Here is a 25,343-nt window from a genome sequence, read left to right as displayed (position 1 = left end):
ATCAACTAATGAAATTACTGTTTCCGAATCCGATAAAAACTGTGCTAATGATTAACACAACCAAGCCTGTGCTCAACAGCAGGAGTACTTTGGAGCTTGTTCGGCTCCATTCCTTTAAGATAATTCCCCAAATGGTGCTAAAGAAAATGATAAAGCACATATGTAAGGTCCAACTGGCAAATTCTAGCTCTTGGAGAAAGGTGGTGCCCATTCCGTAGAATAAAAATTGGGTATACCAAATGGTTCCTCCCGAAGCACACTTTAGTGAATTTTTTGTAATAACTGATGTTGAAGTTTGTTGAACAGCCAGCCATGATTTGTTTTTCACAATTTTTATGGAACAAAAAAGTGCATTGGTAATAAACCCACCCAACATAATGAAAACAAACAAAAAGCTATTGACAAAAAGGTCATTGCGCACGTTAGGTTCCGTTAGATCGACAATATTCTTTCCTGCTGCGATACCAAACGCAAAGCAGGCCGAGAGTAAACCTGATATCAAGGCATAGAGAACACCTCTTTTTAGGCTCCGTTGGTCTGAGTCTACCATTTTTTTTTCTCGATCTCTCAAAATACCTGCCTTACCTATAAAATAGGTACCTAGAAGACTCAATAGGATGCCAGCGAGGACAATCATTCCTCCTGTAGTTGTGAACAAAGTGGAAATACTTCCGTCAAAAATCGGGGGGATAAGTGTACCGAATACGGCCGTCAGTCCAAGGGCAAGCGAGATACCCAATGACACCCCAAGGTCTCGAATGGCCAAACCAAAGGTCAATCCACCAATCCCCCAAAGGAGCCCGAATACAAAGGGCCAAAAGGCATATGCCCAGTCCAATTGTTGCCAAAGCGTACCCATATCTGAAATACTGAGATAGCTGACCACAATGGGAACAATGATCCATGAAAAAACACCTCCGATCAACCAGTAGACTTCCCAAGGCCATCCTTTAACGGATTTGTAGGGGACATAAAAACTAGCCGCGGAAATACCTCCTATAGCATGAAAAAGTACACCAAATAATGAACCCATGACAGTAACTTATACGACTTGATTTGATTGAATACCCATGAGGTGGGCCAATTTTTTAAGTTTATGTGCAATATGTCCCACACCAATGGCACAATGATGGGCGGGACCGTGTGCATTCCATTTCTTCACGAAATCACGGGCAGGAATTTTAAATCTGTAGCGACTGTTGGTATTTCCTATTTCCAAGATCGGGCCTGGAACCGACTCCCCTTCTGCAATCAGTAATTCAAAATCATTATTGCTGCCTTCGATAATGGATAGCAAGGTTACCGGTCCGTTCTTGACAGACATCTCAATGGACAGCCCGTCGCCCACTTTTCCGTGGTAGACTTGTAAAGGTTTTACCTTTGCCTTGCCCTCGGCAATTCTAGTATGCCCTGGTCCATCATGTCCCATCAGGACAACATCGTCATCAAAATCCATGGCGTAGTACTCGGTGAAGGAGCCTCCGGAACCAAATAGGTCCATTATTTTCATGGCCAAACAGTTTTTTATCTCATATTCTCCTGCTACCGGTATTCCTTTGATGGTCAGTAAAGAGTTCCCAAGAATGATGGAACTCATGGCATTGGCATTCTGAAAATTTCCAGTTCCCTTATAATAGTAGGCCATCGAACCCAAATTGTATTTATTCACGATTTTATCCAGGGCGACCGATGTCTTCGCTGCCCTTCGTATTTCATGTTCGCTACAATCGTCCATTATCTCAAATTCATTTTCGAACTCCGTGATTTTCTGTTTGATTTCCTCATTTTCCACAGTGTCCACTAGTGCAGACAATTCATCGACCTCAATAATTTGAATGTGTCCTCCAAAATATCGGTAGACTTTTGTCAAATCAGTATAAATATCCAACATCCCATTGTAATAATGTCCCATCACGCCCATATTGTTATAAAATAAGCTATTGACGACCTTGGCGGCATCGATATATCCTACTATCTCCTTCCAACAACTATCTGTGCGATCATTGAGCACACCATTGATTTCATGGAAATGGATTCCCAATCGCTTAAAAACATTGGCTATTTCTGGAACCGGACAGGCCGAACAGTGCATGAGCCATTCCCCGGTCATTTTTGTCCTATCCTGCAATTTGTTAAAGGCATCGTAGTCAATGGCCCTTTCCGGACTGAGATTAAGGATGATCACGGGAACATTGGCAATTTTAACCAATGGAATCACCGTTGCCGAAAGGGCGTAGGTGGTTACATATAAAAAAAGGATGTCGACATTCTCTTTTTTAAATTGAAGACCTGCTTTTCTGGATTTGTCAATGGAATCTATGAGTCCCAGGTTTAAAATATCCGGGTGCATCTTGGTCATCTCCGATTCAAGATGGGCAAGGTTGTTTTCCAGTTTCATTTTTAACCCGGTAAATTGCTCCCAATAATTTTCTAGTCCAATTCCAAAAAGCCCGACCTTTAAGTCTTCTTTCATGTATTTTTAGCATTATAAGATTACATCCCAGCAATATTGGTGTAAATATGACATGATTCATCCTGTGCCTACCTGTTCAGGTATAGGTATTTTTTGGATACATTGTTTTGGTGTTTACAGTATTGTACAGGATGCGAGGGGTCTCGATAACCCTTAATTTTAAGGTTTAAACATTTGCAATAATGAATTTCAAAATCTTCTTAACAGCACTATTTTGCTGTATTTCACATGCTCTTTTTAGCTCGGAGGGGCTGCACCGTTTGCGCGTGGATGGCAAACAAGTCCCTCAAGGCCTCCATAATACCGAACCTAAGTTTTCTTGGCAGATCGAGTCCGATGCATTTAATGTGATGCAGATGGCCTATAGGGTTATCGTTAGTAAGGATAGTGTTTTTAGCAAAAATGCTATTGTTTGGGATTCCAATAAAGTGCCCTCTTCCCATACCGATGTTCAATATAAGGGAGATTCACTGGTATCCAATCAAACCTACTATTGGAAGGTAATGGTGTGGACCACTGAAGCCGCAATTGCTCCCCTTGAAGGCCAGTCCAATTGGACCACGGGATTATTCGGACATGAGCAATGGAAAGCAAAATGGATTACGCAACAAAAGGAAGATAATATAGCTCGTAAAATTCCTTACTTCAGACATGTATTTGATATCAGGAAAAAAGTTAAGGATGCGCGTCTTTATATCACTTCAAAAGGGATGTATGAACCTTATCTTAATGGCACCCGCATAGGAAACGATTATTTTACCCCAGGCTGGACGGTTTATGACAAGCGTATTCAATATCAGGTCTATGATATTAAGGAATTAGTAAACGACTCCAATGTACTGAGCGTTACGGTTGGTCATGGTTGGTTCAGAAGCGATTTGGTATGGAAAGAGGCGAATGATCATTATGGCCATCAACTGGCCTTAAAAGCACAGGTCATGTTGACCTACGAAGATGGTACCACCGACATCATCCCTACAGGTCCAGATTGGGAATATGGTTTTGGACCCATCATTGACTCTGAGATCTACCATGGTGAAATCTATGACGCCAATAGAGAAAGGGATGATTGGTATGGCCCCAGTGGTCGTCCTGAAGGTTTAAAAAAGGTGCTGTTGGACACTACGGATAATATCCCTTTGGTCGGCACGGAAAATAACCCGGTTCGAAAGCAAGAACGGTTTCAGCCTAAGATCATTAAAACTTCGGATGGTAAACAGGTGCTTGATTTCGGTCAGAACCTGGTAGGTTGGATCGAATGCAAGTTGAAGGGAAACAAAGGGGATACGGTCAAAATTAAGCATGCTGAGATTTTGGATAAGAACGGTCGGTTTTATACCGAAAATTTACGGGCGGCCAAACAGACAAATACCTACATACTCAATGGGTCTCAGGACAAAATATACCACCCACATTTTACCTTTCAAGGTTTTCGATATGCCTTGGTAGAGGGACTGGAAGAAATAAATGTGAATGATTTTGAGGCAGTTGCCTTATACTCGGATATGGAGCAAACGGGATATTTTGAGACATCCAATCCACTGGTCAATCAACTTCAACACAATATCGTATGGGGGCAAAAGGGAAATTTCATTGATGTTCCAACGGATTGTCCGCAAAGGGATGAGCGACTGGGATGGACAGGCGATGCCCAAGTGTTTTTTAATACTGCTTCCTATAATATGGATGTAAAGTCATTTTTTGAAAAGTGGTTAAAAGACTTGGCCTTGGAACAACGTGCCGATGGGGCTGTACCCTATATTGTCCCGAACCTTTTGGATGAAAATGCCTTTGCTTCGGCAGGATGGGCAGATGCGGCCACCATTATACCTTGGAATCACTATGTGACCTATGGTGACAAGGATATCCTTTCCACACAATACCCAAGTATGAAAAAATGGGTGGATTATATCAGAAATAGAGCACAGGATCATTTATGGAAGGACGGTTTTCATTTTGGTGATTGGCTGTTTTATAGACCTGACGATGACAATGATGGCATGGCGGCAGTTACAAACAAATATTTGATTGCACAGTGCTTCTATGCACGTTCCGTAGAAATTTTGGCAAAGTCTGCAGAAATATTGGGCTACCGAGAGGATGCCATAGCATATGGTGAATTGTTGGAAGAGGTAAAAGAAGCATTTCAAAAGGAATATTTGACCAACAATGGTATGTTGGTATCGGATACGCAGACCGCATATGTTTTGGCGCTACAGTTTGAAATGCTCCCAGAGGATAAGATATCTGTAACGATGGATCGATTGGTGGCGAATATCGAAAAATACGATATGCACTTGACCACCGGTTTTTTGGGAACCCCTTATTTAAACCCGGTATTGTCGCGTTATGGTAGAACTGATATCGCTATAAAACTACTACTTCAGGATACGTATCCATCTTGGCTGTATCCCGTAAAAATGGGTGCCACCACAATTTGGGAACGGTGGGACGGGATAAAACCAGATGGGTCCACCCAAACACCCAATATGAATTCATATAACCATTATGCCTATGGCGCCATAGGGGAGTGGATGTACAGCACGATACTGGGGCTAAAGGCCAACGAAGACCATCCAGGTTATACCAATTTTACCGTAAAACCCTTGTTTTCAGATGAGTTTACACGAGCCAAAGGAAGTTATATGTCCCCCCAAGGAAATATCGTTGTCGACTGGAAAAGGGAATCCAATGGATTGCAAATGGAACTCAAGGTTCCGGTCAATTCAAAGGCCGAACTGGTACTTCCTTATATCCAAAATCATAGGTATATCATCAATGGAAAGGAAGCAACCCCCAAAACAGGACAAAAAGATGAAACTGATCTAGTGTTCCTTGAACTAGGGTCTGGAACATATAATATTGAATCACAAAAATTATAATCAAACAATGCAAATAAATTTCAAACGCAGTACAGGGTATTTAATCGGTTGTCTCATGCTCTGTTCAGTTGTGGCTTGCGGCACTAAGGAGGGTGTTGAAAACGACACCATTAATACACTGGTCGATAAATTTCATAATCCCCCATTTGAAGCACATCCCGGAGTTTACTGGTATTTTATGGATGGGAATATGAACATGGAAGAGATGACCAAGGATCTGGAATCCATGAAAGAAGTTGGGATTAGTCATTTGGTGTTTCTGGAGGTCAATGTCGGAGTGCCAAGGGGAACTGTAGACTTTATGAGTGACAAATGGTTGGAACTGTTTGCCCATGCTGAAAGGGAAGCGAGGCGACTGGATATTGCTATTACCCTTGGTGTGGGGCCGGGCTGGACCGGTAGTGGTGGTCCATGGGTGCCCGGTAAGGAATCCATGAGGCATATGGTGGCAAGTGCCACCAAAATCGAAGGTGGAAAAACCATCAATGTCACACTTCCAATACCTGAACCCAACAGACCGTTTTTTGGACTGGAATCTTTTCCTGAGTCTTTGGCGGATCACTGGAAAACCTATTACGATGATATTGCCGTTTTGGCTTTTCCCAAAATCGGTACAGATACAAAAGTTACTAATCTGGAGCGGAAGTCGTTGGTTTACAGATATCCGTTTACATCGGACCCAAGATCGATTCCCTTTATCCCTGAGACTAGGGATGGATTAGATGATTTAGGGGTGGACACCACTCAAATATTGGACCTGAGCGATAAGATGGACGATTCAGGTAATCTTCAGTGGGATGCACCTGCAGGGGAATGGACTGTTTTGCGTTTCGTTGCCCGTAACAATGGAGCCATTACGAGACCAGCTCCTTTGCCAGGAGTTGGTTTTGAATCCGATAAATTCGATACTATAGGCATTAAAAATCATTTGGACCAGTTCCTAGGTAGAATTTTGGATCGAATCGGCCCTTTGAACAAAGAAGGAAAGGGCGGTCTAAAAATGTTGCATATGGATAGTTGGGAAATGGGGGCTCAAAATTGGACTGACAACTTTAGGGCCGAATTTAAAGCTAGAAGAGGTTATGATCCATTGCCTTTTTATCCCGCGTATGCTGGATACCTCGTTCAAAACCGCGATGTTACCGAGAGGTTTTTATGGGATTTGAGGATTACTTCCCAAGAATTGATATTGGAAAATCATGCAGGCTTTCTGAAACAATATGCCAACGAACTGGGCCTTGGTCTTTCTATAGAGCCCTATGATATGAACCCTACTAACGATATGATGCTTGGTTCTGTTGCTGATGTACCCATGGCCGAGTTCTGGACCGATACTTTTGATGCGCACTATGCCGTGATAGAAGCATCTTCCATTGCCCATGTCAATGGGAAAAAGATTGTTCCCTCAGAAGCTTTTACGTCCGATAAATTGGAAAAATTGAATCACCACCCTGCTTCGCTTAAAAATATTGGGGATTGGGCATTTGCGGGTGGAGTGAACCGAATTGTATTTCACACTTTTGCACACAAGCCTTTGGGCGACAGTTTGCGCCCTGGAATGACCATGGGGCAGTATGGTGTGCATTGGGACCGTGGTCAAACGTGGTGGCCCTTTGTTGGGGAATACCATGATTATTTGGCCAAATGTTCTACCTTACTTCAACAAGGTGACGCTGTTTCAGATATTTTATTCCTAACGCCGGAAGGAGTGCCCCATGTTTTTCAACCCCCTGCTTCGGCCCTTGGCGGAGAAGGGTGGCTTAAAGACAAAAAAGGATACAGTTTTGATGGAGTGGCTCCCCAAACCTTAATGGACAAGGCGAAAGTGGAAAATGGAAAGATTGCCTTCCCAGACGCTACAAGTTATGAGCTAATGGTACTTCCCAATATGGACGCCATTACACCAGAATTGCTAAGCTTTATAAAAAAGCTGTTGAATGATGGCGCAATGATAATAGGTAACCCCTATGTTAAATCGCCCAGTCTAACCAATTATCCAGAAAATGACGAACAGGTTCTGGCATTATCACGGGAAATTTGGGGCGGTACAGAGGTCTCTCCTACTTTGGAAACCAAAAAGATAGGTAGAGGAACACTTTATTTCGGCGGAAATTTGGCCCAAAATGAGGGAGATCGCCTTTACCCATCCTATAAGTCCATTACGGAAGTTTTGGAGGGCATGGGAGTGGTTCCAGACGTTACTGGTGAAGAGCTTCGATATATCCACAGAAAAAAGAAAGGTATCGATATCTATTTTTTATCAAACACCCTTGATGAAAAGGTTACTCGAAAAGTAACCTTCAGGGTTGCTCAAAAGGAACCGATGCTTTGGCACCCGGTTAGTGGTGAAATACGCTCGCTGCCTCAATTTGACACTAGTTCGGATATTACCACAATTGCGTTGGAATTTGCGCCCTACGAGTCTTACTTTGTCATTTTTGCTGAAGATGTACATATGAAGGGCAATCTGACAAACTTTTCTGAGCTGAAAGAAATCAAGAAATTAACAGGTCCCTGGACTGTTCAATTCGATCCCAATTGGGGAGGTCCCTCCGAAACTGTTTTTGAAACTCTTACCGATTGGTCACAAAGTACTAACGATAGTATCAAATTCTATTCTGGTACCGCTTCCTACACATCGACATTTGAGCTTGCTGCAGCAGAAGTTGAAGAGACTTCCGTGCTGGATTTGGGCGAGGTAAAGGTAATAGCTGATGTAGTTGTCAATGGCAAAGAGCAAGGGACTGTATGGTGTGCTCCTTGGCAAATAGACATAGGAAGCGCCCTTAAGCCAGGAGAGAACGTAATCAAAATTACTGTGGCAAACCAATGGGCCAATCGTTTGATCGGGGATGAACAGTATATGGATGACGGTATCAAAAATGGCAAATGGCCAGATTGGATAACCAATGGAACACAAAGGCCATCCGACCGTTACACATTTATAACATACCCGTTTTTTAAGGAGAAGGATTCCTTACAACCTTCTGGGTTACTCGGCCCTGTACGTATTCTAAGAAAGGAATAAAGAGAATGTAGATTGATTGTAATAATTAGCAAAAAGCCCGAAAGGGCTTTTTGTATTTGTTAAAATTGACAATTATATCCATGGAGCAGGATAGTACTGGATACAATAGTCTGAACAAAAGGATATCATTGTTATCATAAATTAACTAAAGAACTTAATAACTATGATCAAAAAATGTAAACCCAGCAGCTTTAGATTATATCTACTCCTGCTATTTGTTCTTGTTTTCTCCATGGGGGCACAGGGACAAACCGTAAGCGGGGTTGTCACTTCTGCCGATGACAATCAACCCATAATAGGAGCTTCAGTGGTTGCCAAGAACGGAGGAAATGGTACGACGACTGATTTTGACGGCAATTTTGAAATCGATGCAGATTCAGACGATGTTTTGGTTTTCAGCTATGTTGGTTTTAAAACTGTGGAGGTTCCCGTTAATGGCAGGTCCACATTAAATGTAAGCATGGAAGTAGACGTAGCTGCTTTGGATGAAGTAGTCGTTGTGGGCTATGGAACGCAAAGAAAAGCAGATGTCACAGCCGCTGTTTCCGAGGTTGACTTAAGTACCTTGGAAAATGTGCCGGTAGCCAATGCTTCCCGATTAATTCAGGGACAGGCCGCGGGTGTGCAGGTAAATCAACTTAATGGGTCACCAGGACAGGAATTGCAGATTAGGGTAAGGGGTAATGGTTCCTTAGGAGCTTCAAATGACCCGCTCTACGTAATCGATGGTTTCCCCATTGGAAATTCCATTGGTCAGACATTGAACCCCAATGATATAGAGAGTATAACGATATTGAAGGATGCCGCTTCTACCTCCATATACGGGGCTAGAGGTTCCAACGGGGTTGTGCTTATCACGACCAAGGGGGCCAAAGAGGGAGTGTCCCGTATGTCAATCTCCATGACCCAAGGGTTACAGACGGTTCCTGACTCAAGGAAAATTGATGTGCTTAATGCGCAGCAATTTGTTCAATTTCAGAATGAAAGAATTAGCGAGAACTTTAGAAGGGCCAATGGTGTCGCCCCTTCGCCGGACGACATACCCCTGGCTTGGAGATTTCCAAATCAAGCGATTCCATCCACTAACTGGTTCAATGAAATCTTGAACAACAGTGCTTTCATTCAAGACATCAACTTCAATATATCGAATGGAACAAAAAAGGTGAAGACCTCATTGTCTTTGGGATACTTTAATCAAGAAGGGACCATTATAGGTACAGATTTTGATCGGATAACCACGAGGTTAAACTTATCTAGCGAGCTCAATGATTATATCAGTGTTAATTGGAACATTTCCGGAACGTTGACAGAGAATAACAATCCAGGGGCGCTCAATACAGGTAACTTTACTACCTCAGTCATCAATACAGCTTATTTGGCCGATCCAAGGGACCCGGTATACAACGAGGACGGTAGTTTCAACCAATATATTGGAGGAAGGGATGGTGTTTTTGGATACCCCAACCCGGTACAGCGACTATCCGAGGAAATTAATAGAACCAATCAATCCATATTGTTGACCAATGGTTCCATTTCCATCAAACCAGCCAAAGGATTCAAGTTTGAGAGTATAGTAAATGCGTCTTTGACCAATACTAGAAACAGACAATATTCTCCATCGACCATACCTAATTGGAACGTACCGCCACCAAAGGTTGCCAATGGTTCTGAAAGTTCAGCAACGATATTAAATTATGGTTGGGATAACTTATTGTCCTATGAGACCATGCTCGACAAGCACAAAATAGACGCCACTATTGGCTATGTGGTACAGAAGGAAACCGTTAACCAACTATCGGGTTCAGGAACCCAATTTCCTAACGATTTGATTCCTTATATCTCAGGCGCTCCGGAAACCCTGGCCTCTTCCAATGTGGATGATTGGGGCTTAGTGGCTTTTTTCGGAAGGTTAAACTATAATTATGATGACAGGTATCTGTTGTCTGCCAGCTATAGAAGAGAAGGAAGCTCACGTTTTGGAGCGAATAATAAATGGGGAGATTTCCCTGCTTTTTCCGCAGGTTGGAGAATATCCAATGAAGAATTTTTTCCAGAGAACAATTTCTTGACCGATTTAAAGCTCAGGACGAGCTGGGGTGTCACCGGAAACAATAACATCGGTAACTATACCCATTTGGCACGTCTTTCAGCCACCAATTATGTCCTTGGAGGACAGCTGGTCGGTGGCCAGACCCTTTTGAACTTTGGAAATCCTGACCTAACATGGGAAACGTCAAGGCAATTGGATATAGGTCTGGACTTTAAGATGTTCAATAATAAATTTGGGGTAGTGGCCGAATATTACCGAAGAACAACCGAGGATATGTTGCTTCCTGTGCAGGTGCCTGCAATATCTGGATTTAATACGGCCTTGACCAATATTGGTAAGGTGGAAAACAAAGGTGTTGAAATAGCCCTAAACTATAAAGATCGTTTTGGTGATTTTGGACTTAGCACAAACTTCAACATTGCCTTTAACAGAAATGAGATTTTAGAAATCAACAATGATGTTGATGAAATCTTCACCAGCAATAACTATTATGGTGCCAACAACATCTACAGGGTAGGAGAACCTATAGGAATGTTATATGGTTTTGTGGTTGATGGAATTTTTGAGACTGAGGAGGAGATAGCTGCAGGTCCATCGCATCCAGGAAACACTATCGGAACCTATCGATATAGAGATGTAAATGGAGACGGTGAAATTACCTATGATACACAGGATTGGGATATCATTGGGGATCCAAACCCGGACTTCACGTGGGGTCTTAACATTAATATGGACTATAAGAACTTTGATTTGAGTCTTGGTTTCTTGGGCGCCCAGGGATACGACGTCTATAGGAATGTGGAACATTTCATAATGAACGTTGATGGTGTTTTCAACACCTCGACCAAAATGATCGATCGATGGAGATCTCCGGAGAATCCTGGTGTTGGAGGCTGGGCTGGTACGGGTAATTTCCAGTTTACCAGGGAGGCAAGCTCCAGATTTGTTTTCGATGGAAGCCATATTTGGTTCAGAAACATTACCCTTGGGTATAATCTGCCAAAATTCAGTGATAAGTTCAGTGTACGCTTATACGGCACAGTTGAAAATGTAGCCTTGATTACGGACTATCCTGGTAACAACCCGGAGGCGAACAGTGGAGATCCACTCAACCCACAAATTGTTACCATCGGTGTGGACAATGATACTTATCCCGTACCTAGGATTTTTTCTGTAGGGTTGAATCTAAACTTCTAAAAAAATTGAATATCATGAAAAAAATAATATACAATAGCATATTGACATTAGGCCTTGGCTTTTTGCTCATGACAAGTTGTACTGATGAGTTCCTCGAACTTACTGACCCAAACAGTATCATTTCCGATAACTTTTACAAGAATGAGGACCAGGTAAAACAGGCTGTAAATGGGGTTTATGGTCAATTGCAAGATATAGTAACGAATCAATATATCTTCACTGAATTAGTGACGGATAATACAACGGTGCAGATTAACCCCCAAGATAGAGGGCAGGCCGATCGTGTGGAATCCATCGATTTCTGGACGTACGAACCCAGCAATTTTAATTTAGATCAGGCCTACAAACAAATCTATAACAGTATCCATAACATCAATAGTATATTGCAACGTATGGAAGGGGCCGATTTACCGGAAGGAAAGCGGAATCAGTTTACTGGCGAAATGTTATTTCTTAGAGCATACCACTACTTTCATTTAACACAGTATTTTGGGGATGTTGTATTGTTGACAGAACCCATTGAAAGTGTGGACGATTCTTATGAACAAACGCGCACTCCTTCCGCAGAAGTTTATTCGCAGATTATTGCCGACCTTCAGGAGGCTGCCAATTTACTTCCATTAAAATCGGAGTATACGTCTACTGAAGTTGGTCGAGCTCCCAAAGGAGCAGCATTAGCCTTATTGGGCAAGGTATATCTTACGATAGGACAGAGCGCACAGGCAATTGATCCTTTGCGCGAGGTAACCGGTTTAGGTTATGATTTGTTACCGGACTATGCCAGTATTTTTGATCCAGCCAACAAAAATCATGCAGAATCTATTTTTGAAGTACAGTATCAAGGAGGAAACAATTTGGGTGAAAACAGTGTTTTTGCCTACATCTTTGCACCAATTAACTCAAATGGGGTCATTACAGGATACGCTACAGAAGCTACCAATGGTTGGAATATGCCGACCAATAGCATCATAGACGCATTTGAACCAGGAGATTTAAGAAAGGATGTTTCCTTACAGGAAAGTTATGTGGATGTGGATGATTCGGTGGTTGAAGTACCTTATATCAACAAATATATCAATGAGCATAGTGTTCCAGGAAGAACGGACGACAACTGGCCTGTGATACGATATTCAGAGGTGTTATTGTTGTTAGCCGAAGCCATCAATGAAGAGACCGGAGGAAGCCAAGAGGCCATTGATTTGGTAAATCAGGTGCGTGCCAGAGCTGGTCTTGCTGGATTAAGCGGTTTGGATCAGTCAGCATTAAGGGAAGCAATCTTTCAGGAAAGAAGGGTAGAACTCGCGTTTGAAAACCATAGGTGGTTCGACCTAAAGCGACTCTACTCCAATCAGGAATTGCTCGCCCTTCTAAATGCTCACGGTCAAGAGGAATTGCAAAACCCAACCATAGATAGGTCTGGAGTTCCATATCGAGGCAACGACTATGACATTCAAGAATATGAACTTTTGTTCCCAATACCTGAAACCCAAATGATTCTTCATACAAGTTTTAGTCAAAACCCAGGTTATTAGTCCCTGACTACAGAGCTTGTTATTTGTTTAGTTAGAAGGCACCGGGATACCATCTCGGTGCTTTTTAATTATAGGCTAATCTCAAAAGGCTTAGTACAGTAAACCGGACAAAACTTCATTTAGGCAAAATCAAAGAACCGCTGAACGTATTGATATTAGCAACTTTTGTTTTATGTATTCATCTGATATTATTTAAATCTAAGTTTTCGGTATGTAATTGGGTTTAACAGTACAAATACTGTTGTTGTTTTAAGTGCGGCCACGTGAAGTTTTAGGGCAGTCTGACCAAAACATTGGCTGCATTAAAAGGAATTCAAAAATCTGACAAATGATGTTTTAGGAGTTGATTTCTTTGTTGGAAAAAAACGTAATGACCCGAACATCTACGACATCTACCAGTGCATTACATTAAAGGAAAGCGAGTGCATATCAGTATAAAAAAGTGAGTTGGTGTAATACTAATTAGTGGCCATAGGGAAGCTGGCCGCTTTGCGTCCTCCATCGAGGAGGGTGATCTTGGGGTCTTCCCCCACATTTCCGATTAACTGTACATGATTTCTGAAATTGCTCATGATTGAAAGGATTTATGCCCAAAAAGGGCGGTTAGAAAATAATTGAACTCGTTATTGAAAAACCGAACCACATCCCCAGCAGCAGGGGAAGAAGGGCCGAAGGCATTGGATTTACTTATGGTATCTGGAGCGTCTTCCTTTTTTTGATGGTTTTGTGCTGCTTCCGATAAATGGGATGTGTACGATTTCATGGTTTGTGGTATTTGATTTACTTCCAGTAGCGCCATCGCTGTCACCTTTTTTTGATGCTAAATGGGGTACAGCATCCCTTGCTGTGGGAGCCGTATAAAAAAGAAACCCTCAAGGGAGGGGTCTGGCTTTATGCCGTCTACAGGAAGGGATGTTGTTGTTTTGCCACCCAAAAAAGGAGGGACGGCGGGCTTAACCGTGAATATCAATGACGAAACTAGAGAAGTTCATATGCCTTGGAAGGAGCACAGAACAAAGGACGGATGATAAAAAATGTATTTTATGAAATCTGCTCATGAAGAAATTGCCTCATGGTGAATATGAAGTAGGTTTTATTGACTATTAATCCTTTAGGAAATCTTCTATAGAGCAGTTCTAGTGTCTACCATCGCAATACGAACAAGAAAAAACGGGAACAAATGAAAATTTTTAGCATTTACGGGATTTTCCCATACCAATTGGATGATATATCCCCTTGAATGAAACATTTACCCCTCCATTAGCAGTTCTTTTTATTCAATTTTGTAAAAAAGTTCAATCTGATTTCTAGAAAATATCGATGGAGTGAAAATACGTTATGAACCTAAACGAACTTCGGTTATACAGATTTGTTCAGCAGAAAATGCTGGAGTGTACCGTTTTGTTCTTTTGATTGTTTTCAATGGTGGGAGTTTTGCAGAGTTCCCCATTATGTAGCATCAGGTTATGAAAGTAATTATAAATTAAAACCTCCAGCGGTACCATATCTTTAAAATATATGTCATTGAGCTATTAACCCAAACAGGGTCGGTATCAGGAGGAAACGTCAAAATAAGGAACATCGCTAGAAATATTGCTGATATTTCATTTTCATGAATGCTTGTTAAAATTATTTATTAGTAAAACGGAAAAGCTTGAATTAGTTAAGGCCCAGTAAATTCTTCTAATACGATGTAAAGAGTTAAAAGATGTGTAAACCATTCATAATGGTTCTTTCAATTTAGGACGATTGGAAATCCTATTTGGTATGAGCATAAAATCAATTATTGAATTGGGTGGTATTCCTAATGAGCTCTCCTTGTATTAAGATCTTCCACTCTTTGGGAACCAAGGAGGCTATATTTCGTGAGGAATTATGTAGGATGACTGAAGATTAATCCCTTATTGTGAGGACGGTACTTATAAATTATATGGTATGAGAGACGATGCGTATGAGCGACATGAGGTTGCTGGTGAATTTCCTGAACTCACCAGCAAACTACATCAAAAACCACAGACTTAGTTGCTTAGTATGCGTGCAAAATACTTAATAATAGATAATCAATTCCCGAATCAAAAAAGGAAAGGCATATGATGCTTAAATAGTAAACAAAGTATTATCGAAATTGGAAAAAGAACGGAAACAAATATTGACCAATAGTTTTCGCCTAACCAAATACGATTGGGGCTAAACAAACAAAAGACTAGCGTTACAATGATACATAGACTTGGTAAAATCGGCTTAGTCACTTTTGTCATATTCACTATGACCGAATATACTAATGCTCAAAATGTTGAAATTAAATTATGGGATACAGAGATTCCAGGGGCTAGAACTTCCAAAGCCTATATAGAGCAGCATGATTTTGGTTTAGACCAGGTAAGAAATGTTAAAACCCCAACACTCAGAATCTTTGTGCCAGAAAAACCAAATGGTACCGCAATTATTATTTGTCCAGGTGGAGGCTATACTTATTTAGCGATAAGAAGGTCAGGTATCGACGTTGCCAAATGGTTAAACACATTGGGAATAACCGCATTTGTGCTAAAATATAGATTACCAAGCGATGATATAATGGAAAATAAATCTGTTGCCCCTCTTCAGGATGCTCAAAAAGCTATGCGATATGTGAGAGGCAGTGCCGAACAATGGAACCTTGATAAGGAAAAAATAGGAATCATGGGCTTTTCTGCGGGAGGACATTTGGCTTCGACCTTGGCAACGAGATACGATGAAAGCGTATATAAGCGAAAGGACACTATCAGTGCGAAACCAAATTTTTCACTTCTAATTTATCCTGTCATTTCTATGATAGATGCTTTATGCCATAAGGGTTCTAGAAATAGGTTGTTGGGTACTAAACCAAACGAGGAAGCGATACATAAATTTTCAAATGAAAAACATGTCGATTCGCTCACTGCTTTAACTTTTATAGCACATGCTTCTGATGATACCACTGTTTCTGTTAAGAATAGCCTAGCCTATTATTCGGCATTGAGCAACCATGGAGTTCCAGCTGAGCTTCATTTATATCAAAATGGAAAGCATGGCTTTTTTTTAGGTAAAAAGGGAACAACAAGTCAGACTTGGCCAGAACAATGTGAAGCTTGGCTTCGACATAATGATTTTATAGAATAAAGATACCTATTTAGGTATGAGAATTCTTAAACCGGTGTGGCTCCAATTTAGATTAAGTGATTTTTCATTTAAAACGAACTAGTGAAAAAACGAGGTTACATTGCAGCAAAATGGGAAAGTTCCGAATTTTTCGAAATTAATATAAAACAGTCGGCAGCTTCATTTTATAACTATCCTGATGCAGGCGATGCCCCAAACAATGAAAGTTGGTAAAAACTCTACATTTTAGAAATCCTTTTATAGTATTACTAAAACTAGTATTAAAATTGAATTCAACACTAAAACGGAGAAACGCAAATCCTAGATAACGGTGAAGGACCTATTAGAAAAAGGATTACCACAAATTTAAGCGGACCACGACAGGTATTGATTTTGGGCTTGAAATGGTTCAAAAACTAGGAAAATTCAAGAAAGTGATAACTTATCAAGATTTGATTGCATTTAAAGAAAACAATCATAAAAATGGAATTACAAAAAAAATCGATTTATAATGTATCAGCTGTAAATAATACAAAAGTTGTTATGACTTACAATATCAGTTTAGATGGTACGATACAAGTAAAAACAGCACTTATCAATACAGATTCGAATCTTTCCATTTTACCAAGGTTTGGAACAAATTTGATTATAAATATGTTGCATGACTGGGTATGGGGGCACATGAAAACTATCAAGATAGAAATACGTTTGAGTTAGTTGGTACATCCGAAGCTGAGGTTTCCGATTTGCATTATCCATATATCCGCCCGCACAAAAATGAGTGCAAAACAGACAGACATTGGATAAAATTTACGAATTTTTGAGCAAAGGGTGTTCAAATTACCACGGAGGATTATATTGGTTTTAGTGCACACCATCAATGAAACAGTGATTTTGATGCAGGAGAAACAAAGCAACAACGTAATACAACAGCTTTTCAAAAAAAGTGATTTGATCCATATTAAAAAATAAGAGGCGCAAATGGAGCTCGTGGTGATATCGGTTAGGGTGGACATCTTCATGAACAATATGGTATTCCACCATCAATAAGGAATTTTATCACATGATTCAGCCATAGAATAATTGAAGTCAAAATAATAAGAATAATGAAAAATAAGAATTTAATACTTGTATTGTTAGTGTGTTTATGTTGTCTGAGTTTATTTTCTCAGAACGATAACTCTAAGCCTAATGTCCTTTTTATAATATGTGACGATTTAAATGACTATGCAGGGGTTTTTGGTGGCCATCCACAAGCCAAAACCCCTAATATTGATAAACTTGCTTCCTTAGGAGTTCAGTTTACGAATGCACAATCAAATATTCCTGTTTGTTCTCCTTCAAGAAATAGTCTTATTACGGGTGTTTATCCTCATACTTCAAAGGATTATGGTTGGACCGACTTAAAGGAGCAACCTGTTTTAAGAAATAATAAAACATTGATGCGCTTCTTTAAAGAAAATGGCTATGTGACCTTGGGGACCGGGAAGATAACTCATGGTAATATGGAAAAAGAGTGGGATGAGTGGGGTATGTCTCTAAAAAATAATTATGGACCTTTTTATTATGATGGTGAAAAGAAATTAGCATTGCCCACAGTCCCATCGCCTTATAAAGAAATCGGTCATGTAGATGGTTCTTATGGACGGTTATCAGATGCTGGAATTTCATCGGGAAAAAGCGGAGAGAAAGGATGGGTCTATGGTTGGAGCAATGAACCGATGCGATTCTTAAGTGACGACGACAGAGATTTGATGCAAGATGAACTACATGCAAAATGGATTGTTGATAAAATTAATGAATTAGAAAAAAACAGTCAACGAAAACCATTTTTTATGGGTGTTGGTTTTGTTAGACCACATACACCACTTCATGCACCTGATAAGTACTTTGACATGTTTCCCATAGAAGATTTGAAAATAGAGCATTGGGAAGCCAAAGATATTAACGACACATATTGGAATAATAATTTTGATAGTGATTTAAAAGGACCTCGATATTTCCGTACGCTGGTAGAATCCTATAATGGCGATAGAGAATTAGCATTAAAACATTTTTTGCAGGCATATTTGGCGTGTGTGGCATTTGTTGATGAACAGGTTGGTAAGGTAATTGAAGCTCTGGATAAAAGTGCGTTTAAGGACAATACCATTGTAGTTTTTACAAGCGATCATGGTTGGCAAATGGGTGAAAAAAACTATTTATTTAAAAACTCACCTTGGGAAGAAAGTGCCAGAATTCCTATGATAATCAAAACACCAGGTACAAAACCCGGTCTAAGAATTGAACAACCTGTTTCATTAATCGATTTGTTTCCAACTTTTATTGATTTGTGTGATCTAGAAGGAACTAACAAAATTAATCCAAAAGGTGGTGATTTGGGAGGATATAGCCTTAAACCACTGTTAGAGAACAAACAAAAAAACTGGAAAGGACCAAATGGTGCATTAACCGTTGTTGGAAATTACGGGATTAAAATACCCACAGAAAACCAAAATTTTTCTTATCGAACTAAAAACTGGAGATATATCAAATATAGTAATGGTCAAGAGGAGCTGTACAATCATCAAATGGATCCTTATGAGTGGAACAATTTAGCATCCGATTCGAAGTACACCAATGTTATAGTGAAATTAAGAAAAGAAGTGAACGGAATCATCAATTAAAAGTCCTGTGAAACCCTAACGAATAAACGTAAAGAAGATGATAAAAAAAATGAAATCAGTCAAATATAGTTCCATTATTTTTTTAGGTATTGCGGTAGTGCTAACACTTCTAGGAAGCAAGACTTTTTCTGGTATTAAAGAGGTAAATCCTTTTGAGCCAGATAATCGTCCTCCAAAGAAAAACCTTAATGGATATCATTTAGTATTTAATGATGAATTCAATCATGAAGGCCCTATGAAAGAGGAGTTTTGGGACGCTGAAACTGGGTTTAGAAGAAATGAAGAGCATCAATGGTATCAAAGTGAAAATGGATTTTGTAAAGATGGAAGATTGGTTATTTCCGCAAGAAGAGAAAAAGTAAAGAATCCTAACTTTGAAGAAAGTAGTGCCAATTGGAAACAGAATAGAGCCTATGCAGAATATACGTCAGCCAGTTTTATTACAAAAAGCGAGTATCATCAAAAATACGATTCTATCATGATGATCATGAGAGCTAAACTACCCTTAAAATCAGGAGGAGAAGAAGATTATGGTATATGGCCTGCATTTTGGACGACTGGTGCAGGCAAATGGCCTCATGGAGGTGAAATTGATATCATGGAATATTATAATGGACGCATGATGGCCAATTTTGCCTATAAAGGTCAGGGAGGCGTAGCGTGGTCTGGTAATAAAGAAGAAAATGCCATGAATTCATACTTGAAAAATATCATGGAAGGAAAGGCTATAGGCTTTAAAGCCGATGATAAATGGCTAAAGAAATATCATGTTTGGAAACTAGTTGGCAATGGTAAATATTTGTCAGTATACCTAGATGATGTGTTTATGACTAGAATAGCTCTAGACACTAAAAATAAGGATACCTCGGAACGTGAATATCCTTACAAGGGAAATACGTGTAATTTTTGGGTCAATTTGGCTGTAGGGGGTAATCCCCATCCTGACTTAGAAAAACTAGAGAAAACAACTTTTCCTCGTCAATATGAAATTGACTATGCACGAATTTATGTAAAGAAAAATGAATAAACGAGTGGCTTTTCCTAAAGTGTGGGATTTGTAATAATTACATCGGTTGCCTTATGTTAAATAGCTAGGCCATACTAAAATCGTTTGAAATAATCATTTTACAAATCCCATCCAGATTTGGTAATTCTATTAGAGGTTAATATTCCCTAAGATGAAAACAGCTAGCATCTGATTAACACCTAAAAAGAGTCACTTTTTAGATATGCGTCGATAACGGCCTGCTCACCATCGACCCCGGGTCTTGAATTTCCATGCTCCATTCCCACGATACCCTTAAATCCCTTATCATATATATGCTTAAACACGTTCCGATAATTGATTTCTCCTGTAGTAGGTTCCTTCCTTCCTGGATTGTCACCGACCTGGAAATAGGCAATCTCATCCCATGAAGCATCTATATTTGGAATCAGGTTCCCTTCCTGTATTTGTTGGTGGTAAATATCAAAAAGGATCTTACAGGACGGACTGTCCACAGCCTTGCATATTTCATAGGCTTGGGGGCTTTCGGTTAGAAACAGTCCGGGATGGTCCCTAAAATTCAATGGCTCCAAGACCATGATCAGTCCATGGGGCTCCAACAGTGCACTGGCCTGTTTGAGGGATTCCACTACATGGGCCGTTTGATATCCTTTGCTCAAGCGCAGGTCCACATGTCCGGGTACTACCGTCATCCATTGGGCATTGACCCGTTTGGCGACCTCAATTGATCCCTTGATTTCTTCCAAGAACTTTTTCCGAAGCGCCAAATCCCCATTGGTAAGGTTGGGTTGGTTCCATGAAATTTCATGGGCCACGAACACCCCCATGGAAAGTCCACGTTTCTCCATGGTATTTGCCATTTTTTGTTGCAATGCCACGGAGCGTCCCTTCATCTGGTTATCCTCGAATGCTGTAAAGCCCATATCGGCCATAAAATTCAATTGATTAATAGGATCTTTCCCCGCAGAGGCTTCGAACATACCCAAATGAGGTGCGTATTTTAGCTTGAATTGGCCAGGTAGTTTGGGCGAATTGCTCTCAATCGCATTGCTTTGGGCAAGGAGTCCAGGTATCCCAAATCCTAAGGCTCCCGAAAGCATCACATTGTCCTTTACAAAATTTCTTCGTTTCATATTAATATTTTTGTGTTTCTATTATTTTTTAATGTGCTCAGTCTTTGGAACTATATCCCATTAATCAGCGATGCGCTTTAGATGATGGTATTGCTCTTTGGATTCATCTGTTTGTATTTTACTTTAAGTTCTTAAAGCTATATAAGTTGATTATTGGTTCAGTTTTTACAAGCGTTTTGATTACAAGGGTTATGGACTTGACATCAAAACTTTCAAATATCTGTGCGCGGTATGATTTCTGAAATCCAAAATTATTTCAAATCAATCCGGTGTATTTTAAATGGAATTTCTGATAATCAGTTTGTTTTCGTTTTCAATTTGTTGGAAGTCATTGGACAGCATTATTTCGGCAAGCTTTTTTCCCATCTCATAGAAATCAGCAGATATAGTGGTTATTCCACCCTCTACAATCTCTTTGAGCAGGGTTTCGTTGTAAGAGATGATTCCATAATCTTTTCCAAGTTTAAGATTTACATTTTTTGCCTTTTTAATCACCTGGACCAAATTGATATCATCGAGGACAAAGAATAGTTCTTTTGAACTGGGAATCCTGTCTCCAAGCTCCTCCACCACTTCATGTGGTATATTGAGAGTTGTGCAAAACAGCTTAAATCCCTTTAAGATACCCACGGGTTGCTTAGTTCTGTTAAACAGAAGTACAATTTTATCATACTTTTTAAGTGCAGGTTCGATTTTGTTCAATCCCTCATAAATATTTCTTTCAAAATTTTGATGTACCGAAGGATATTTTGCTAGCTCTGGGTTGGTCTGGTCCAAAATGTAAACTTTGTCTTGTGGCAAAACTGAAATGGCTGTTGCGACATTGGGTAAATTTGCAGGCATTATAACATAATACGTGTAGTCCCCCAGGTTTTGCTCTAAAAGGTTACTAAAGACTTTTGGATTAAAATGGTGAAAGAAGATATCGACTTGAACACTTTCGCCAAGTGATGCTGTGATAGAGCGATACAAATCTTCTTTAAAGGCATTGAGTTCATCAAAAAGAAGAAACACCTTTTTACGGACCTTAATATTTTCATTTTGTACATAATAGCCCTTTCCTACTACGGACTTAATGATACCTCGGCTTCTCAGGTCTTTAAATGCCATTAAAACAGTGTCCCTTGATAAGGAAAAGTCATCACGGATTTTGTTTAGTGATGGGAGTTGGTCTCCTTTTCTTAGTTCCCCCGAGCCAATCGCATTTTCAATCGAGGATACGATTTGGCGATACTTAGGTTCGTTGGAAGAAGTGTCAATCTGGACTATGTTCATAGGCCAAAGATACAAAAAAATCAAATACTATACTGGTAGGTACTAGTAGATGTTAAATAATTTTGTGTACATTTGAATTGTTTCCGAGAGGAGTGGCTCAATTGTTTCCATGAGCTGACCGTTAGGATTCGGAACTAAGAAAATCGACAAGAATAGATTACAGGTCAATTATGGATGGAAAATCCTCATGTGAAATAAAACTAAGTAAGGATGAATGGAAGAAATACCAGGTGGAATCGAGGGGGTTACTTGAGTTGTCTCTTATGCATCGTATTCACCATTAATTGTAAAGAGATAGCTCAAAAAGAGGACGGCAGGAACATTGTGATGAAAACAAACTTGAAACGAGAAAACTTCGAGAGCAATTTAGACGGCCATGCTGCCCAATTTTACGTACTTCATAATAAGAATGGGTTCGAGGCCACTTTTTCCAATTATGGGCAACGGTTACTTTCATTAATGGTACCTGACCGTGAGGGAAGGTTCAAGGATATTGTACTTGGTTTCGAGACGCTACAACGGTACCAAGAAGCAAGGGAGCGTTATTTTGGGGCATTTGTCGGGCGCTATGCCAATAGGATATCCCAGGGAACATTTTCAGTTGCGGGAAAAAAGTACACTTTGGCAACCAATAATGGGGTCAACCACTTGCACGGGGGTAATGTGGGGTTTGGCGATATGTTTTGGGAAGGCCGTCAGTTGGCAAACAACGAGCTTGAGTTTACCGGGACATCGCCGCATATGGACCAGGGGTATCCAGGGAATTTAGAGGTGAGGGTCAACTATCTGCTCACCGACCAAAATGAACTGGTCATCAGTTACCAGGCTAACACAGATAGGCCTACGATAGTGAACTTGACACACCATTCCTTCTTTAATTTAGCAGGGGAGGGAAGCGGCAGTATCGAAGGCCATTTGCTCAAAATCAATGCAGATAGGTATACGCCCATTGACGGAACAATGATTCCTACGGGCGAACTGAGGCCGGTGGAAGGCACTCCTTTTGACTTTCGTACGGCACAACCAATCGGACGGGACTTGGGTGCCGACCACCATCAGCTTCAAATCGGAAAGGGATACGACCATAATTTTGTTCTAAATAAGGAAATCAGTGCAGGGGATGGGCTTACCTTGGCGGCACGGGTATTGGAACCCACCAGCGGTAGGATCATGGAAGTCCTTACGGACGAACCGGGACTGCAATTTTACAGTGGCAACTTTTTGGACGGTGGCACCATCGGAAAATCCGGTAAGCCCTATGGGCACCGAGGTGCCTTTTGCCTGGAAACACAACATTTTCCCGACTCCCCGAACCAGGAGGGTTTTCCAACCACGTTGCTGGAACCCGGGCAGGAGTACCGGTCCACTTGTGTCTACAGGTTCACGACAGATCAAGGGGATTTACAAACCAACTAATCGCAATACCATGATGAAAAACATATTGTTTATGGCGGCCGTACTCTTTTTAGGGGCCTGCAACAACGGAGGAAAAAAGGATGGGATGCCGGAGGGCGATAAAAAGGAAGAGCTTCCCAATATCGTAATCATTTATCTCGATGATCTGGGCTACGGTGATGTGGGTGCATATGGTGCAACCGAACTGTCAACGCCCCATATGGATAAGTTGGCACAGGGCGGCGTACGCTTTACCAATGGCTATGCGACATCGGCCACCTGCACACCAAGTAGGTATGGATTGTTGACAGGTGTCTATCCATGGAAAAATGAGGAAGCCAAGATTTTGCCCGGTACGGCCCCTTTGATCATCGACACCGCACAGGTCACGATTCCAAAGATGTTACAACAAAAAGGCTATTACACCGGTATTGTGGGCAAATGGCACCTTGGGCTGGGCAGGGGCGATGTGGACTGGAACAAGGAAATAAAGCCGGGCCCTAATGAGGTGGGCTTTGATTATTCCTTTATAATGGCGGCGACCCAGGACAGGGTGCCCACGGTCTATATAGAGGATGGCAAGGTGGTAAACCTGGATGCTGAAGACCCCATCGAGGTGGATTATGAGAGGAATTTCGATGGGGAACCCACGGGAAAGGACAATCCGAAACTGTTGCGGATGGACTGGCACCATGGCCACAACAACAGTATTGTCAACGGGATTCCGCGCATCGGTTTTATGAAGGGAGGCGAATCAGCAAAATGGATTGATGAGGAAATGACGGACACCTTTTTGGAGCAGGCGAAGGGCTTTGTCTCTGACCATAAAGAAGAGCCGTTTTTTCTATACTATGCCATGCAGCAGCCCCATGTACCCAGAACACCGCACTCTAGGTTTGCAGGGTCATCCGGATTGGGCCCCAGGGGAGATGTTATCGTGGAGGCCGACTGGGCTATCGGGCAGTTTGTGGAAACCCTGAGGAGTGAGGGCTTACTGGATAACACCTTGATCATTCTTTCGAGTGACAATGGACCTGTCCTGAACGATGGTTACTATGATCGGGCCGTTGAACAATTAAACGGCCACGACCCCAATGGCGGGCTTAGAGGGGGCAAGTACAGCCTGTTCGAGGCAGGTACGCGTGTCCCGTTGATCACCTATTGGGAGGGCAAGGTGGAACCAGGCGAGTCGGATGCCCTGGTCTCACAATTGGATGTTCTCAAGTCTTTGGCAAGCCTTACAGGTATTGAGGTCGAAGGAACGGATAGTAAGAACCTGTTGGAAACCTTTCTTGGGAGCTCCAATAAGGGCCGCGATAATGTCGTTTTGGAGGCCACGACAAGGACCGCTTACAGGGAGGGGAATTGGGTAATGATACCTCCTTATGAGGGTCCTTCCGTTGAGGAAAAGGTCAATATAGAACTGGGGAATTCCGATGGGTACTTGCTCTTTAATTTGGAAACAGACCCTGGCCAACAAACCAATCTGGCGCAAAGAGAGGCTGAGAAGTTACGGGAGATGATCGAGAATTTCGAATCCATTAGGGGAAAGGAATATAAAAATATCCAATCCTTGGAATTAAAATAAA

Annotated in this window: 16 protein-coding genes; 11 read left to right on the top strand and 5 right to left on the bottom strand. The window is 41.1% G+C overall.

Annotated elements, in window-relative coordinates; genetic code table 11:
• Position 1 precedes the first annotated feature (1 nt).
• Positions 2 to 1,033 (bottom strand): L-rhamnose/proton symporter RhaT, encoded by a 1,032-nt coding sequence (locus tag AB1A65_RS14030; protein ID WP_366590329.1) that lies wholly within the window; start codon positions 1,031 to 1,033, stop codon positions 2 to 4.
• 9 nt (positions 1,034 to 1,042) lie between these two features.
• Positions 1,043 to 2,473, bottom strand: coding sequence for a hypothetical protein (locus AB1A65_RS14025; RefSeq protein WP_366590327.1), 1,431 nt, complete (start codon positions 2,471 to 2,473; stop codon positions 1,043 to 1,045).
• A gap of 182 nt (positions 2,474 to 2,655) precedes the next feature.
• Here AB1A65_RS14025 and AB1A65_RS14020 point away from each other — a divergent pair, with 182 nt between their 5' ends.
• The 4 genes from AB1A65_RS14020 (at position 2,656) to AB1A65_RS14005 (ending at position 13,162) form a co-directional block, all read left to right on the top strand.
• Positions 2,656 to 5,355, top strand: coding sequence for a family 78 glycoside hydrolase catalytic domain (locus AB1A65_RS14020; protein WP_366590325.1), 2,700 nt, complete (start codon positions 2,656 to 2,658; stop codon positions 5,353 to 5,355).
• A gap of 55 nt (positions 5,356 to 5,410) precedes the next feature.
• The gene (locus AB1A65_RS14015) at positions 5,411 to 8,383 is read left to right on the top strand and encodes a glycosyl hydrolase (protein ID WP_366590323.1); all 2,973 of its coding nucleotides are present in this window, start codon (positions 5,411 to 5,413) and stop codon (positions 8,381 to 8,383) included.
• Between the two features lie 163 nt (positions 8,384 to 8,546).
• The gene (locus AB1A65_RS14010; protein WP_366590321.1) at positions 8,547 to 11,630 is read left to right on the top strand and encodes a TonB-dependent receptor; all 3,084 of its coding nucleotides are present in this window, start codon (positions 8,547 to 8,549) and stop codon (positions 11,628 to 11,630) included.
• A 14-nt stretch (positions 11,631 to 11,644) separates the two neighbouring features.
• Entirely contained in the window at positions 11,645 to 13,162 is a 1,518-nt protein-coding gene (locus AB1A65_RS14005) for a RagB/SusD family nutrient uptake outer membrane protein (protein WP_366590317.1), read from the top strand.
• 568 nt (positions 13,163 to 13,730) lie between these two features.
• On the opposite strand, the gene AB1A65_RS14000 is transcribed toward AB1A65_RS14005, so the two are convergent.
• Positions 13,731 to 13,925, bottom strand: a complete 195-nt coding sequence (locus AB1A65_RS14000) for a hypothetical protein (protein ID WP_366590315.1) — start codon at positions 13,923 to 13,925, stop codon at positions 13,731 to 13,733.
• Between the two features lie 1,451 nt (positions 13,926 to 15,376).
• Between AB1A65_RS14000 and AB1A65_RS13995 the strand changes: the two genes are divergently transcribed.
• From AB1A65_RS13995 to AB1A65_RS13975, 5 genes are all read left to right on the top strand, one after another.
• A complete protein-coding gene (locus tag AB1A65_RS13995; RefSeq protein WP_366590313.1) occupies positions 15,377 to 16,300 on the top strand; it encodes an alpha/beta hydrolase in 924 nt (307 codons plus the stop codon).
• 462 nt (positions 16,301 to 16,762) lie between these two features.
• Positions 16,763 to 16,996 (top strand): hypothetical protein, encoded by a 234-nt coding sequence (locus tag AB1A65_RS13990; RefSeq protein WP_366590691.1) that lies wholly within the window; start codon positions 16,763 to 16,765, stop codon positions 16,994 to 16,996.
• On the top strand, positions 16,951 to 17,103 hold the full coding sequence (locus AB1A65_RS13985; RefSeq protein WP_366590311.1) for a hypothetical protein: 153 nt from the start codon (positions 16,951 to 16,953) through the stop codon (positions 17,101 to 17,103). Before AB1A65_RS13990 ends, AB1A65_RS13985 begins: the two co-directional genes overlap by 46 nt.
• Before the next feature lie 282 nt (positions 17,104 to 17,385).
• Positions 17,386 to 18,945, top strand: a complete 1,560-nt coding sequence (locus AB1A65_RS13980) for a sulfatase (RefSeq protein WP_366590308.1) — start codon at positions 17,386 to 17,388, stop codon at positions 18,943 to 18,945.
• Positions 18,946 to 18,994: 49 nt separating this feature from the next.
• Complete coding sequence (locus tag AB1A65_RS13975) at positions 18,995 to 19,972, top strand: glycoside hydrolase family 16 protein (protein ID WP_366590306.1); 978 nt, start codon at positions 18,995 to 18,997, stop codon at positions 19,970 to 19,972.
• Positions 19,973 to 20,151: 179 nt separating this feature from the next.
• Here the strand turns inward: AB1A65_RS13975 and AB1A65_RS13970 are convergent, their stop codons facing one another.
• Positions 20,152 to 21,084 (bottom strand): TIM barrel protein, encoded by a 933-nt coding sequence (locus AB1A65_RS13970; protein WP_366590303.1) that lies wholly within the window; start codon positions 21,082 to 21,084, stop codon positions 20,152 to 20,154.
• Between the two features lie 276 nt (positions 21,085 to 21,360).
• Entirely contained in the window at positions 21,361 to 22,359 is a 999-nt protein-coding gene (locus AB1A65_RS13965; protein WP_366590301.1) for a GntR family transcriptional regulator, read from the bottom strand.
• A gap of 327 nt (positions 22,360 to 22,686) precedes the next feature.
• Between AB1A65_RS13965 and AB1A65_RS13960 the strand changes: the two genes are divergently transcribed.
• Together AB1A65_RS13960 and AB1A65_RS13955 are read left to right on the top strand one after the other, a co-directional pair.
• Complete coding sequence (locus AB1A65_RS13960) at positions 22,687 to 23,775, top strand: aldose epimerase family protein (protein WP_366590299.1); 1,089 nt, start codon at positions 22,687 to 22,689, stop codon at positions 23,773 to 23,775.
• Positions 23,776 to 23,860: 85 nt separating this feature from the next.
• A complete protein-coding gene (locus AB1A65_RS13955) occupies positions 23,861 to 25,342 on the top strand; it encodes an arylsulfatase (protein WP_366590684.1) in 1,482 nt (493 codons plus the stop codon).
• Position 25,343 lies beyond the last annotated feature (1 nt).

The sequence above is a fragment of the Allomuricauda sp. ANG21 genome, assembly GCF_040705235.1.
GTDB classification, from domain to species: domain Bacteria; phylum Bacteroidota; class Bacteroidia; order Flavobacteriales; family Flavobacteriaceae; genus Flagellimonas; species Flagellimonas marina.
The sequence above is the reverse complement of the archived record's forward strand: the minus strand, read 5'-3'. Positions and strand labels throughout refer to the sequence as shown.